Raw genomic sequence first — 14293 nt, forward strand, 5'->3', positions numbered from 1 at the left:
GACCTACCCCGTCACGGTCCCAGGTTCGTGCGCGGTGCTGCCTGGACGGCTTGCCCGACACGATCGACAAGAATCGCCATCTCGTATCCCACCTGGCCGATATCGCACGACGCACTCGTCAGCACCGCGAGAATCGAACCGTCGCCGACGTTCATCGTCAACAAGTAGCCCTTCTCCATCTCGACGACCGTCTGCAGCACGCCGCCACCCCCGAACAGGTTCGACGCTCCGACGGACAAGCTCGACAGACCCGAGGTCACTGCCGACAACTGTTCGGCGCGTTCGACAGGAAGTCGGTCGCTCGCCGACATCAGGAGACCGTCGGCCGACACGAGGACCGCGTGCGTAACGCCCGGAACTTCGTTGGCGAAGTTCGACACCAGCCAGCCGAGTGATCGGTGGGCAGAACGGTCAGCGCTTGTCATCGCTCTCCTTCTTCGTTTCGTTCGGACGCGCAGCCCGACCGTCGCGCACACCTTTGAGGTGGCGGGTCAGATTAGCGCGAACGAGGTCGGGATTGGACGTGCCACTGCGCGGTCCGCCAGTTTGCGCACCAATCCCGCCAGGAACGAGGCGCTGTCCAGGCTGCCGCTGCGGTAGTCCTGTCACCGTGTTCTTTTCGACAGCCACATCGTGGCTGCGGTCTGCAGCGGACCAGCCTTCGTCACCGGCCGATCGCCAGCCAGTGGACGCCGCCGCATCGGGTGTGTTCACATCGGCCAGCCACGCCGTAGCGGTCACCATGCCTGCGAAAATCGGGGTCTCCGCGGACTTCGGGGAATCCTCGAAAACCGAGGCTGTGCTCGCCCGTTTGTAGCGATGAAGGGTGTCGCCGCGCGGATCGCCGAGCAGACTCCCGCCGGAGTCGTTGCCTGCATCCGCGGTCGGAATCAGTGCCGCACCCGCGCGACCCGGTTCTCGCACCGGCAGCGCCGACCCGGCGGCGGATCCTGCCGCAATCCCGTTGCCCAACGCCGACGTGCCAGGTGTCCGTTGCGGCAGACCGCTCTGGACAGGTGCGGGCGGCGCGGCCACCGGCTCGGCGGGTCGTTCCGGGAGCGGGAGCAACGTCGGCGGCAAGTGCACGCTTGCCGTGACACCGGCGTTGGTTTCGCGGTCCGCGCTCGGCCGCAGGCGGACCGTGATGCCGTACCGCGCCGCAAGCTTGGCCACCACGAACAGGCCCATTCGACGCGTTGTCTCGACGGTGACCTCGGCATCGATCGCCAGGCGCTCGTTGATCGACGTCAACTGATCACGGGGAATGCCCACGCCCGAGTCGGCGAGCTCGACGAGCAGCCCGCCGTCGACCGCACGAGCGAACATGAACACGACCTCGGTATCGCGCGGTGAGGCTCGCAACGCGTTCTCGACCAGTTCGGCGAACAAATGGACCACGTCGGTCGCCGCAGCGGACGCGACACCGTACTTCGGCGCTACGCCGATCCGAACTCGGTGGTAGTCCTCGACCTCGGACATCGCGGCGCGCAGAACGTCGCCGATCTCGACCGACCCGGGCTGGCCCTGCCGCGGCCTGGTGCCCGCGAGCACCAGCAGGTTGTCGCTGTTTCGGCGCATTCTCGCCGCAAGGTGATCGAGCTCGAAGAGGTTGTTGAGCCGCGCAGGATCCTTCTCGTCGAACTCGAGCTTCTCGATCATTCCGAGCTGACGATCGATCAGCACCCTGCTGCGGCGAGCCATCGTTTCGAACATCTCGTTGATCTGCAGCCGAAGTTGCGCCTGGCCGCCTGCAAGCCGCAGCGCCTGACCGTGCATGTCGTCGACCGCTCTGGCCAGCTGGCCGATCTCCTCGGTCGTATGAATAGGTACCGGCTCGACCTGGAGGTCCTCGATGGTCGCACCCGAATCGATGCGGCTGAGTTCACCGGCCAGATCGTGGTGTGCGACTCGGAGGGTGCCGTCGCGAAGACGACTGATGGGTCGAACCAGCGAACGCGCGACAAGAATGGCGAACAACAGTGCAGCGAGGAGACAGACCAGGACGATCAGACTGTTGCGAATGGCTGCCGTCCTGGCGGCGTCGGCGCGGTCGGTGACCACTGCACTCATCTCGGCGCCCGCCTGCCGATAGAGCCCGTCCAAAATGTCCTTGCTGTTGTACAGCAGCGCCGCCAGCTTCGTCGACGCATCGACGGCGTCCTTCTTCTGCGAGAACTCCAGCAGGACCAGATCGCAGTTTTCGGCGTTCGACTTCAGCTGTTGGACGCGGTCGTTCGCCTCCGGGAACGAATGTTCCAAGCTGTCCAACAACGCTTGTTCACCGCCCGAGGCGCGCAGAACCGCGACAGCCGCAGCGGGATCATTGGGGTCGGCCATCGCGCTGATTCCCGACGTCGCGAAGTTGAACAGCTGCCGCCCAGCCGCCCACGAGTCGATCAATTTGGTCTTTGCGACAACGACTTCGCTGTTGTGAATCGGCTTGACGATCCCGTCGACCGCCTGCGTCGCACTGGCTGCGATGGCGTTGCGTGCGTCGGCGATCTGCTTGATGCGTGCGACCACCGCCGCCCGGTCGGTCGTACCCGCATCGCTCGTGATCGACACGAGTCGGTCGCCGGTCGTCACCATCGCCCGCAAGGCGGAGGCGACATCGGTGTCCAGATCACCATCGGCGAGTTCGGCCTTCGCCTCGCTGATTCGCTTCTTCAGAACCTCGAGATCCTCGGCTTGTGGCGGGCGTCCCGGATTGGCCAGCTGAGCAGCCCACGTTGTGGTCGCGACCTCGAAATCGAGGATCAGCGGAATCGTGGCAACCCGATCAGCGGCTCGTTGGAGGTCGTTCGCATCGCCGAGCGAGGTGGTCACGCGGACGAGACCGAGGACGAGCGCCGCCGCAAGTGGCACCGCCACGACCGCGGTCACCTTCCAGCGGACGCCCCATTGCTCGATGTTCCACCATCGAGGTCTGGACTCTTTTGGTTTCACGCGGACGGGCTTGCTGCTGTCGGTCATTCTGCTCACTTTCCACCAGGTTCGACACCGAACAAGTCCCCCACGACGGAACCCGGCATGTTGCTATTGAACAGTAGCGGGGCGCCTGTCGCCGTCCAAGTTCGTGCTGACGGGACTTCGACCACGCTCTCGATGAGCAGAAACGCCTACCTCGTGTTGTTGCTCACTCTGCGCTGGACCGCAGCAATCTCGCGCACACCATCGGCGAGCAAGCTGCGGTTGATCGGCGACAATTCCGACATCGTGACGATGTCGCCAGGCGGATGGCCATCGGCGATCTGAGCAACTTGGTGCGCCATCCGCAACGTCTGCAACAGCGCGAACACCTCGTTCAACGTCTTCGCGTCGGGCTCGGTCAGCAGACCGTTTCCTGCCGCAGCCTCGAGCCGTGCGGGCGTGGACGCGGATGCGATGCCCACGGTGAGACCGCCCCACCGCGCCAGATTCACGATGGGCGTGACCGCATGAGCCTTCAGATCGAACGTGCCACCGCGGCGGGAAAGCACATCGCGCAGCGAGCGCATCCGCGCCTTGTCCGACAGCGCATTGAGCAGTTGCAATCGAAGAGCGTTGGGATGGTCGGTCCGCATGCGTCGGTACGCGGCAGGGACCGTGTGCTGTGCGACATCGCCCCAGACCACGCGACCGTCCACCAACAACGACGACATCACCAGACCGCGGTCTTTCAGCGGGTCGTCGAGCCACTCCTCGGTCGCACGTGCCCATTCACTTGCAGAGCGAGCGAACCGCGGTTTGCTCGCGATCGCGCCATTGCTGTCGGCGGGCAGCCCGCAGGCATCGAGGATGGTGTGGACGCGTCCGGCGAGGCGAAGGAGCCGACCCTTCTCCGGTGCCAGCTCGTCCGCCCACGACAAGGCGCTGTCGACATCCGACGACGGCATCGCTTCACGCCGCGCGATGCTGCCGAGTGAGAGCCACGCGAACTTCGACCGCGGCAGCCCGACCGACGTTGCGAGGGACAGTTCCAACGCCCGCCGCACCACGCTGTCGATGACGACCGACAGGATTCCGCTGGTAGCCGACGCGTCCGTGCCACCCCGAAACAAATCGACCGCCAGGTCCGCAATCCCAGTCGACACCGCCTGCAGCTCGGCTGCGTCTGTCGCGAGACCGATGGAGCGTCGCAACAGGAAGCTTTGCCGCGTGGATGCGGCGAGCAGGTCGGCGTCCTCGACGACTCCGAGGACCTGTCGGTGCTGGGTCAGGACCGGCATGTGCCGCAGCCCGATCTCCAGCATGTCCATCAAGACGGTCGACGCGAGCCGGTCGGCCGTGACGTAGTGCGCCGGTGCGCTCATCACGACCCGAATCGGCACATCGACGCCGACGCCTGCCGCGACGACTCGGGTCCGCAGGTCTCGGTCGGTGAAGATGCCGTACTCGCCGTCGCTCAGCGGGATCAATACGTAGGAGCTGTGATTGGCCGTCATGTGTTTCACGGCGTCGCGGACACTCGTGTCCGGCGTGGTGAAGACCGGTTCCGCGCGGACCAAGTCACCGACCGGCCGGCGCGATGCCGGACCCTCCACCGCACTTCGCTTGCCCGACATCGTGCCCCACGCCGACGATGCCAAAAAGGAGAGTCCGCTCGGCTGCGCGAACACCGGGCGGACAAGTTCACCGGGAAGTCGTAACAACGTGCTCGGCTCGGTGGCCTGTGCCTTGAACTGCACGTCGCCGTCGGTCAGCAGCGGGAAGAAGCCGAAGATTCCGCCGGTCGAAATAGTGTCGATCTGTCCGGCCGCGATCTGATCGTCGCCGGTGTGCAGCAACGTCACCTGGCCGGAACACACCATCCAGATCTCGTCCGGCACGTGAGACGTGTAATCCACGACGACGGACCCGACAGCGAATTCGTGCCGGGACGCCGCCGCCGCGAGCTCGTCGAGCGCGCTCGGTGTCATCGACTGGAACGGTGGATGATCAGCCAAGAACGCAGCGACCTCGGGCGCCGGTGTCACATCGGCCTCACCTTCCGCGAATGAGGTCCGCGCACTTCTCCGCCATCGTCATCACCGTGATGTTCGGGTTGATCGCCGGCAACTTCGGCATCGCGGATGCATCGACGACACGCAGATTGTGCACGCCCTTGACCCGCAACTCGGGGTCGAGAACGGCCATCGGATCATCGACCGCCCCCATCCGAGCGGTACCAGCCGGGTGGTACACGGTGTTGTGGGTCTTGTGGATGTAGTCGAGCAACTCCTCGTCGGTGGTCGCCGCTGGACCGGGTGCAAGCTCGCGGGCGATCCACTCGCGCAACGGTTCCTGCTCGGCGATCTTGCGTGCCAATCGAATTCCGGCAAGCATGACCCGCTCGTCGTGACCGTCCGGGTCGGTGAAATACCGCGGATCGACCTTCGCCCGATCCCGAAAATCGCGCGAGCGCAGCCGCACCGTCCCCCGTGATCGCCCCTGGGTGACGTTCGGCGTGAGGCAGAAACCGTTGTCTGTCGTGGGATAACCCCAGCGCAGCGTGTTCATGTCGAACGGCACGCTGCCATAGTGCATCATCAGGTCCGGCTGAGTCAGTCCTTCTTCGGTGGTCGCGAAGAGGCCGATCTCCCACCATTGGGTCGACGTTGTGACCATCGGCTTCGACGCCTCGTAGAACACCAGCCCCTCGACATGGTCGTCGAGGTTCGCGCCCACCCCCGGCGAGTCGACGCGAACCCTGATGCCGTGTTCGCGAAGGTGCACCGTCGGACCGATTCCCGACAGCATCAACAACTTCGGGGTATCGATGGCGCCGGCGGTGACCACGACCTCGCGCCTGGCGTTGACCGTGTCGTAGCCGGTGAGGTCAGGGCGCTGGTACCGAACGCCGGTCGCCGTCAGCGAATCGTCGATCAGGATTTCCGAGATCCAGCAGTTCGTACGGACCTCGAGATTCTTGCGGGTATCGAGGATCGGATGCAGGTAGGCGTGTGACGTCGACTGGCGCGAACCATCTTCGCCCGCGTTGATCTGGAACCAACCAGCACCGTTGAGAACTGTTGTGCCACGGTTGAACTGAACGGTCGGCAACCCGACCTTCGCCGCCGCATCGATCACCGCTTGCCCGCATGGGTCGTTGGGCGGAACATCTCGGATCCGGACCGGTCCGTCGTGACCGTGCTGGTCGCCTGGCGCGTCGTTGTTCTCCAGCCTGGTCACGTATTTCAGTACGTCACGAGCACCCCACCCCTTGGCACCCATCGCTTCCCACTCGTCCAGCCCCTCGGCAGGCGGCCAGAACGCGATACACGAATTGTGCGACGAGCAGCCGCCGAGCACCTTCGCCCGAGCGTGCCGCATAAAGCTGTTGCCCTTTTCCTGCGGCTCGATCGGGTAGTCCCAGTCGTAGCCCGAATCGAGTAGGTGCATCCATTCGGCCAGCACGAGAATGTTCTGGTCGCCGACATCGGACGGTCCGGCCTCGACGAGACACACGGTGACGGACGGGTCCTCACTCAGGCGCGCCGCGAGGGCGCAGCCAGCCGTGCCGCCGCCGGCGATCACATAGTCGAAGGTGTCTGCCATCGCAGCTCACTCCTTCGCTTCGGCGGCGTGCGAGGCCAACGTCCCGATGTGGTTGCGGCCCTTGACGCCGTACCAGAGCAGACCGAGCCCGAGGATTACACCGATGTAGACGAACGCACCCCAGGTGTTGTACCAAGGCGAGCCGTAGACCGCCTCGCGCGGCCAGGCAAGGTTCAAGGCCATCGCGACCCCCCACACCACAGCCACGATGTTGACGAGCATCCCCCATTTGCCCATCGTGAAGTAGCCGCCTGCCTTGAGGTCCTTCGGCGGCCACTCCCCTTTGAGGCGCTTCTTCAGCAGCGGTCCGGTCACCATGAGGTAGGCCAGGTAGATCATGATGATCGCGATCGACGTGAGCACCGTGAAGATCTTCGGCTGACCGATGTTCACCACGAGAATGGCAATGGCGATCACGCCGATCACGACCGCCGGAACGATCGGGGTCTGGTGTTTCGGATGGACCCGAGCGAGCTTCTCGCCGAACGGAAGTGCGTTGTCGCGCGCCATGGCGAACGTCAGTCGAATCGCTGCTGTGTGGACGGCGAGCGAGCAGACCGTCACGGCGACGACGATGCAGATCAGGAAGATGGTGCCGAGCGGGCCCCACATGACCTGTTCGACGATGTACTGCAGGCTGCCGTCGGAGCTGCCGATCTTCGGGTCGTTCAGGTCGGGCGCGGCCATGACGGCGAACACCAAGATCGCACCGCCGATGACGAACGAGGCCAGGATTGCTCGCAGAATGGCCTTCGGTGCGGTGCGACGAGGTTCGACCGTCTCCTCCCCGAGCGAACTCGCGGTGTCGAAGCCGTACATGACGTACCCCGACGCGAGCGAGGCGATGAGGAACGCGCCCAGGTAGCCGCCACTTTCACCGGCGCCGTAGCCGTTGGTGGAGAAGAAGATATCGGGACCGCGGTCGATGTTGAGGGCGAGGATGAAGGCGATGAGCACCGCCGCGATGAGTTCGATAAAGACGCCTGCGCTGTTGATCATCGCCATCAGCCGGACGCTCCACGCGTTGACCGCTGTGGTGAAGACGATCCAGATGGTGCCGAGCAGCACCGCGTTTGCGGCGAAATCCTTCGCACCGGAGCCGTCGCCGATGATCTGGAAGCCACTCCACAGCCGTGGCAGATTGAGTTGCAACGCGAGTACGACGGCGGACAACGTCACGATGGACGCGGTCAGCATCAGCCAGCCCGATGCCCAGCCGACGATTTTGCTGCCGAGGATCTTGGCCCAGTTGTAGACGGATCCGGCTACGGGATACTTCGCCGCGAGCTCCATGAAGCACAACGCGACAGCCATTTGGCCGACGAAAACGATCGGCCACGACCACAAATAAGCGGGTCCGGCTGTGCCGAACCCGAAGTAGAACAGTTGGAAAGTGCCGGTGAGGATCGAGATGTAACTGACGCCCGCCGCGAAGCTGGCGAACTTGCCGATGCTGCGGTCGAGGGATTCCTTGTAGCCGAAATCCTCCATCCCGTTGTCTCCCGACAAACCCTCGGTTTGCAGTGCCATGGTCTGATGCCTCTCTCCAGACGTGCGGGGCCGGGACTGGGCGTTCCGACCGAATGACGCTCGCGACGGTCAGTCGCCCTTGAACCAGCCCGCCGGCTTCGGCGAGGTGTTGTGCCAAATATGTTTCATCTCTTGATATTCCGCGAGTCCAGTCGGACCGAGCTCGCGCCCGTTACCCGACTTCTTGAACCCGCCCCACTCTGCCGCAGCCGTGTAGTAGCCGAAGTCGTTCAGCCAGACCGTGCCGTGCCGCAAAGCCCGAACGACGCGCTCACCGCGCGCCGCATCGGACGTCCGAACACCGGCGGCCAGCCCGTATTCGGTGTCGTTGCCGAGCGTGATCGCCTCGGCCTCCGTGCTGAACCGTTCGACCGTGAGGATCGGTCCGAACGTTTCTTCCCGCACGATTCGCATCGTCCGGTCACAGCGATCGAAGATTGTCGGCGGGAAGTAGCTCCCGTTGGCGAACGCGGGATCGGTCGGCCGTTCGCCTCCGACGATCAGCTTCGCGCCCTCCGAAATTCCGAGCGCCACATAGGCTTCGACCTTCTCGCGGTGCTGCTCGGACACCAGCGGACCGGTCTCGCTCGCGGGATCTAGTCCGTTGCCGAACTTGATCTTCGCGGCACGCTTCGCGAGTTCGGCGACGAAATCGTCGGCAATCGATTCTTCGACGATCAGCCTGGTTCCCGACGAGCACACCTGCCCCGAGTGCAGGAACACCCCGGTGACGACCTGGTCGACCGAACTCTCCCACTCGGCATCGGCGAACACGATGTGCGGGTTCTTGCCGCCGAGTTCCACAGCGCATTTCGTGACGTGTTGCGCAGCAACACTGGCGATTCGACGACCGGTCGCCAGCCCGCCGGTAAAGGAGATCAGGTCGACGTCGGGGGTGTCGGTCAAGGCGTCACCCAGGACCGCGCCGCTGCCCTGCACCAGGTTCAGCACACCTGGCGGCACTCCCGCTTCTTCGGCCAGCCGGACGAACGCAATGGTGCTCAAGGGCGTGACTTCGCTCGGCTTCGCGACCATGGTGCAGCCGGCTGCCAGCGCGGGCGCGATTTTCCAGGAGATCTGCAGCAGCGGGTAATTCCACGGCGCAATCAGCACGCACACGCCGATCGGCTCGCGGACGACTCTGCTGATGACCGTCGGATCGCCGACATCGACGAGTCGGTCGGATTCGACGGCGACGAGCCGCGCGTAGTAGCGAAATACCGAGGTGACGTCGTCGATGTCGATTCGACTCTCCACCAACGTCTTACCGGTGTCCTCGGTTTCGATCCGGGCGAGCGCTTCTTTGTCTCTTTCGAGCAGATCGGCGATGCGGTCCAGGATGGCGGCGCGGTCGGCGACCGGGGTGGCCGGCCAGCTTCCTTCGTCGAAGGTGGCGCGTGCCGCGGCAACGGCACGAGCTGCGTCGTCGGGGGTCGCCTCGTCGACGACCGCAACGACACTGCCGTCGGCCGGGTTGATCAGTTTTCGAGTGCCGCCGTCGGACGAATGCACCCACTCGCCTGCAATGTAGAGATCCGGGATGTCACCGCTCACGCTCTATCGCCGCCTTCGGTTGCCGCATGACCCAGTTTTGCGAGTAACCACTCGTGGAACTCGCCTATGTGATGCTCAGCCGGGACGAGCACCCCGCCATGACGGTAGGCGCGTGAAGCCATTGCTGGTTGAGTTCGCTCACATGCCTCGAAATCTTGCTCGTTCACCCGGTGAAACAGCTCGACCGAGCGTGATACATCTCGACCTTCCGCGACCACATCGGCGGTGTAGAGCCAGTCGCATTCGACGACAGTGCGGTCGTGGGCCATCGGATACATGCGGTGAAAAATGATGTGGTCGGGCACGAGGTTCACGAACACCGTCGGCCGGACGGTGATTGCGTAGTACTTGCGGTCCTGGTCGACGGCGATCCCCGGCAGCGCCTCGAACCCAGCCGAGCCGTCGACAGTGAACCCGGCGATGTCGCTGCCGAATTCGGCGCCGTGGCCGACGAAGAACTGCGCCGCAAGCCCCTCCTTGAATTCAGGGAGTACCTCGGTGAGTTCGGGATGGATCGTGGCGCAGTGGTAGCACTCCATGAAGTTCTCGATGATGAGCTTCCAGTTCGCCGCGACGTCGTAGACGACCCGGCGTCCGACTTCGAGCCGGTCGATGCCGTAGTTGTCGATGGCTGCGGGATCACCGAGTCGTTCGGTGACCGCGCCCATGACCTCAGCTTCGAACGACGGCGGCTCGTCTGCCAGGCAGACCCACGCGTAGCCGAGCCATTCTCGCAACGCCACCGGGACGAGCCCGAACTCGACGCGGTCGATCGCGTTGCCCTCGAGATCCTTGAGCGACGAGAGGTTCGGTGCCGCAACCAGCTTTCCGTCGAGCCCGTAGGTCCAGGCGTGGTACGGGCACCGCAGATTCCGTCGCACCTGCCCGGATTCCTCGGTGCACAGCATCGCGCCGCGGTGGCGGCAGACGTTGAGGAACGCACGCAGCTGGTCATCGCGTCCGCGGACGATGAGCACGCTTTCGCTGCCGACTTGAATCTTCCTGAACGCTCCCGGGTGCTCCAGGTCGCTGGAGCGGACCCCGCAGAACCACATCGCTTCGAAGATGCGGCTCTGCTCGGCTCGGAAAATGTCTTCGCTGCAATAGTATTCGCCGCGCAACGTTGGGATCAGCGACGGCGCTCGGGAGGTCGTGCCGACAGACTCAGGCAGGTCGGTTGTCGTCATCGCCCGCTACCTCCGAATCCGAGCCATCTCGGGATCGACTACCGGTTCGGTGTGCACCACCGCCCGGTGACTCGTCCCAAGGAAGTCGACGAACACGTCATCGCCGGGTTCGACCGCGGCGGGCAGCCACGCATACGCGATGGTCGCGCCGATCGTCGGCGAATAGCCCGCGCTGGTTACGTACCCCGCCGTCCCACCGTGGACCGATACCGGCTCCTTGCCGAGCACAACGGTCGCGGGGTCGTCGAACACGATGCTGCGCAACACCTTCTCGGGTGCGCCGGCGCTCTCCAGCGCAGCCTTGCCGATGAAGTCACCCTTCGCCATCCGCACCGCGAAGTCGATGCCTGCGGCAGCCGGAGTGTGCTCGGTGGTCATGTCCGTACCCCAGGACCGGTAGCCCTTTTCGATGCGCAGACTGTTGAACGCGATCCGCCCTGCCGCGACGACGTTGTGTTCCTGACCGGCAGCCCAGAGCAGATCCCACAGCGCAGCGCCGTATTCCGCGGTCGTGTAGATCTCCCAGCCGAGCTCGCCGACATAGGACACCCGCATCATCGTCACCGGGATCGGACCGAGGTAGGTCTGCAACGCACGGAAGTACTTGAACTTGTCGTGCGAGATGTCGGCGGCCGTCAGCGGCTGCACGACGTCGCGCGCGGCCGGTCCCCACACCCCGATGCAGCAGGTACTGCCCGTGATGTCGCGCAGCGTGACGCTACCGTCGTCGGGGAGCTGCCGGGAGATCCAATCGAAGTCCAGCGGACCGTTCGCGCCGACCTGGAACAGGGCCGGTTCCAAACGAGCGACGGTGAGATCGCTTCGAACACCACCGTTTTCGTCGAGCATGAGGGTGTAGGTGACCGAGCCGACGGACTTGTCCAGATTGTTGGTCGTGAGTCGTTGCAGCAGCGCGAGCGCGCCCGGACCGGCGACTTCGTATCGCGTCAACGGCGTCATGTCGAACATCGCGACATGTTCACGGGTCCAGATTGCCTCGGCGATCGCGATGGGCGAATAGAATCTCGCCGACCATCCTTCGCGGTGCGGGATCTCGACACCCCGATCGACGAGTTGTTGCAGCAGTGGAGCATTCGCCTCGTAGTACGCGGGACGCTCCCAACAGCCACCCTCGAAGAAGAACGCGCCGAGTTCTTGCTCACGCCGATAGAACGGGCTGGTCCGCAGGCCACGCAGGTCGTTGCGGTACTGGTGCGGATGGATGATGTCGTAGACCTCGACGAACGCTTGCGAGCTGGTCTTCAAGATGAATTCGTCACTGAGCGCCGGCTTTTCGAAACGGTAGAGATCGCATTCGTGCACGTCGGTGTGCGGCGCGCCTTCGGTGATCCATTCCGCCATAGCCTTGGCGACGCCCGCGGAGTGCGTCACCCAGACGGCCTCGGAGACCCAGAAGCCGGACAGGTCTCGGTGCTCGCCCATGATCGACATGCCGTCGGGCGTGAACGAGAAGATGCCGTTGAACGCCTCCTCGATCTTGGAATCGCCCAGAGCAGGAAGCAGTTTCGCGCTCTCCAGCCACGCTGGGGCAAAGTCCTCGTCGGTGAACGGCAGCATCGAGGGCATCTGCTCGTTCGCCGAGTCGATCAGCAGCGTCGACATGTCGACCGGCATCGGCTTGTGTCCGTAGTAGCCGATGCCGATGCGGTCGCCGTGCTCGCGGAAGTAGAGATCCTGGTCCTGATGGCGAAGAATCGGCAGCCCCGCTTCCGCGAGTTCGGAATTGCGACCGACCAATTCGGCGATCTGGCCGGTCCTCGCGTACTGGTGCGCCATCGGGACCAGCGGGATCGTGAGGCCGACCTGCTTGCCGAGCTGCGCGCCCCAGAAGCCGGCAGCACACACCACGATGTCGGCATCGATGACGCCGTCGGTTGTGCGCACACCTGTCACGCGGGAGCCGCTGTGCAGAATTTCCACGACGTCCTGGTGCGGCCGAAACTCCGCTCCCCTGCTGATCGCCCGCTTCGCTTGCGCCTCTGCCGCCCGCAACGCTTTGGCCAAACCGTCTGTGAGCGTGTGGAAGCCACCGAGAATCCGGTCGGCGTCGAGCAGCGGGTGCAAGCGTGCGCATTCCCCAGGGTCGAGCAGGCGGCCCTCGATTCCCCACGACCGTGCCCAGCCTGCTTTGCGATGCAAGTCGGTCCAGCGCTCGGGCGTGGTGGCCACCTCCAGCCCACCGACCGGATTGAAACACCAACCGTCGGGGTGCTCCAGCGCGAGGAATTTCTCGGCCGTATAGCGAGCAAATTCGCTCATGGTTTTCGACGGATTCGTCTGGAAGACGAGGCCCGGCGCATGCGAGGTGGAGCCGCCGGTCGCGAACAACGGTCCGCGATCGACCACGACGACGTCGGTCCAACCGCGTTGCGTGATCTCGTCGGCGAGGGATGTGCCGACTATTCCGGCTCCGATGATGACGACTTTCGGCTGAGCCACATGAGCCTCCGCTTGTTGCGCATTACGCAACTTAATGTGCATTACGCAACAAAGCGTGATCCTCGAAAAGCCCCTTGTCAACTACAAAAATGGACAACTTTGCCGGCGGTTTCGCCGCCGTTACCGACCGATGACGGGCAGGTGAGCGGTCAGCGCCGCTTTGTTCGCGGCAGGTAGCCCAAACGCGCACTGATCTCGCTTGCAACGCCGGTTGCGTGCGCGGCGAGGGCGTCGAAACGCTCTTCGGGCATTCGATACGCCGGTCCGGAAATAGTCAGCGCCGCAACAATTTTGGTGCTGTTGTCACGCACCGGCGCGCCGACGGCATGCAAGCCGGTCTCCAGCTCTTCGACCGTGTACGCCCAACCCCGTTCGCGGACGAGGGCCAGTTCACGCTCGAGTACCGGGTAACTGACGATCGTCTTGTCGGTGAACCGTTCGAGCGGGGAGCCGAGCCGTTCGCGCAGCTGCGCAGAAGTCAGTTCGCTGATCAGCATCTTGCCGCTCGAAGTCGCATGCGCAGGGCTCGCCTGCCCGACCCAGGTGCGTAAAGCGACCTCCGCTGAACCGGCCGCCTCGACGATATTGATCGCGCGGTCACCTTCGAGAATCGCGAGGTTCACCGTCTCGCCGACCTCGTGGGCGAGCGCATCGCAGCGCGCTTGTGCCGCCTTGGCCAAATCACGTCCGGCGACCGTAGCGCCGGCCAACCGCACGACCGTGAAGCCCAGGCGATACTTGCCGCGATCGCTGAGCTGCTCGACGAATCCACGCGCCTCGAGCACCGCGACCAGACGCGACACCGTCGACTTGTGCACGCCGAGTTCTTCGGCGATTTCGGTGATTCCCGCGGAACCTTGCGCACCGAGGATCTCGAGGACCATCAGCGCGCGGTCGACCGACTGCACGGCCGCACCGGATCGCCGGTCGCCATCCAGACCGGCGTCGACGGCCGCGGGATCGCTCATGCCTGCAGGTTATCCCCGAGGCCACACGTGTCCGATTCCGCCCTTGACGGCCAGTGTCGGAACCGGCATTCTGTTGCG

At 64.4% G+C, this 14293-nt stretch carries 9 protein-coding genes; all 9 read right to left on the reverse strand.

Features of this window, described 5'->3' with window-relative positions:
• Positions 1–11 precede the first annotated feature (11 nt).
• Positions 12–425, reverse strand: coding sequence for a roadblock/LC7 domain-containing protein (locus tag FGL95_RS14690; RefSeq protein WP_169587966.1), 414 nt, complete (start codon positions 423–425; stop codon positions 12–14).
• Entirely contained in the window at positions 412–2973 is a 2562-nt protein-coding gene (locus FGL95_RS14695) for a HAMP domain-containing sensor histidine kinase (protein ID WP_169587968.1), read from the reverse strand. Before FGL95_RS14695 ends, FGL95_RS14690 begins: the two co-directional genes overlap by 14 nt.
• A 146-nt stretch (positions 2974–3119) precedes the next feature.
• Positions 3120–4898, reverse strand: coding sequence for a putative nucleotidyltransferase substrate binding domain-containing protein (locus FGL95_RS14700; RefSeq protein WP_169588240.1), 1779 nt, complete (start codon positions 4896–4898; stop codon positions 3120–3122).
• Between the two features lie 64 nt (positions 4899–4962).
• On the reverse strand, positions 4963–6516 hold the full coding sequence (locus FGL95_RS14705) for a GMC family oxidoreductase (RefSeq protein WP_169587970.1): 1554 nt from the start codon (positions 6514–6516) through the stop codon (positions 4963–4965).
• A 6-nt stretch (positions 6517–6522) separates the two neighbouring features.
• Positions 6523–8046, reverse strand: coding sequence for an APC family permease (locus FGL95_RS14710; protein ID WP_169587972.1), 1524 nt, complete (start codon positions 8044–8046; stop codon positions 6523–6525).
• Positions 8047–8115: 69 nt separating this feature from the next.
• Positions 8116–9600, reverse strand: coding sequence for an aldehyde dehydrogenase family protein (locus tag FGL95_RS14715; RefSeq protein ID WP_169587974.1), 1485 nt, complete (start codon positions 9598–9600; stop codon positions 8116–8118).
• Positions 9597–10787, reverse strand: a complete 1191-nt coding sequence (locus FGL95_RS14720; protein ID WP_169587976.1) for an aromatic ring-hydroxylating oxygenase subunit alpha — start codon at positions 10785–10787, stop codon at positions 9597–9599. Before FGL95_RS14720 ends, FGL95_RS14715 begins: the two co-directional genes overlap by 4 nt.
• 6 nt (positions 10788–10793) lie before the next feature.
• Complete coding sequence (locus tag FGL95_RS14725; RefSeq protein ID WP_338079862.1) at positions 10794–13247, reverse strand: GcvT family protein; 2454 nt, start codon at positions 13245–13247, stop codon at positions 10794–10796.
• Between the two features lie 149 nt (positions 13248–13396).
• The gene (locus FGL95_RS14730; protein WP_169587980.1) at positions 13397–14215 is read right to left on the reverse strand and encodes an IclR family transcriptional regulator; all 819 of its coding nucleotides are present in this window, start codon (positions 14213–14215) and stop codon (positions 13397–13399) included.
• Positions 14216–14293: the final 78 nt, after the last annotated feature.

The sequence above is a fragment of the Antrihabitans stalactiti genome, assembly GCF_012932915.1.
In the GTDB taxonomy this organism is placed as follows: domain Bacteria; phylum Actinomycetota; class Actinomycetes; order Mycobacteriales; family Mycobacteriaceae; genus Antrihabitans; species Antrihabitans stalactiti.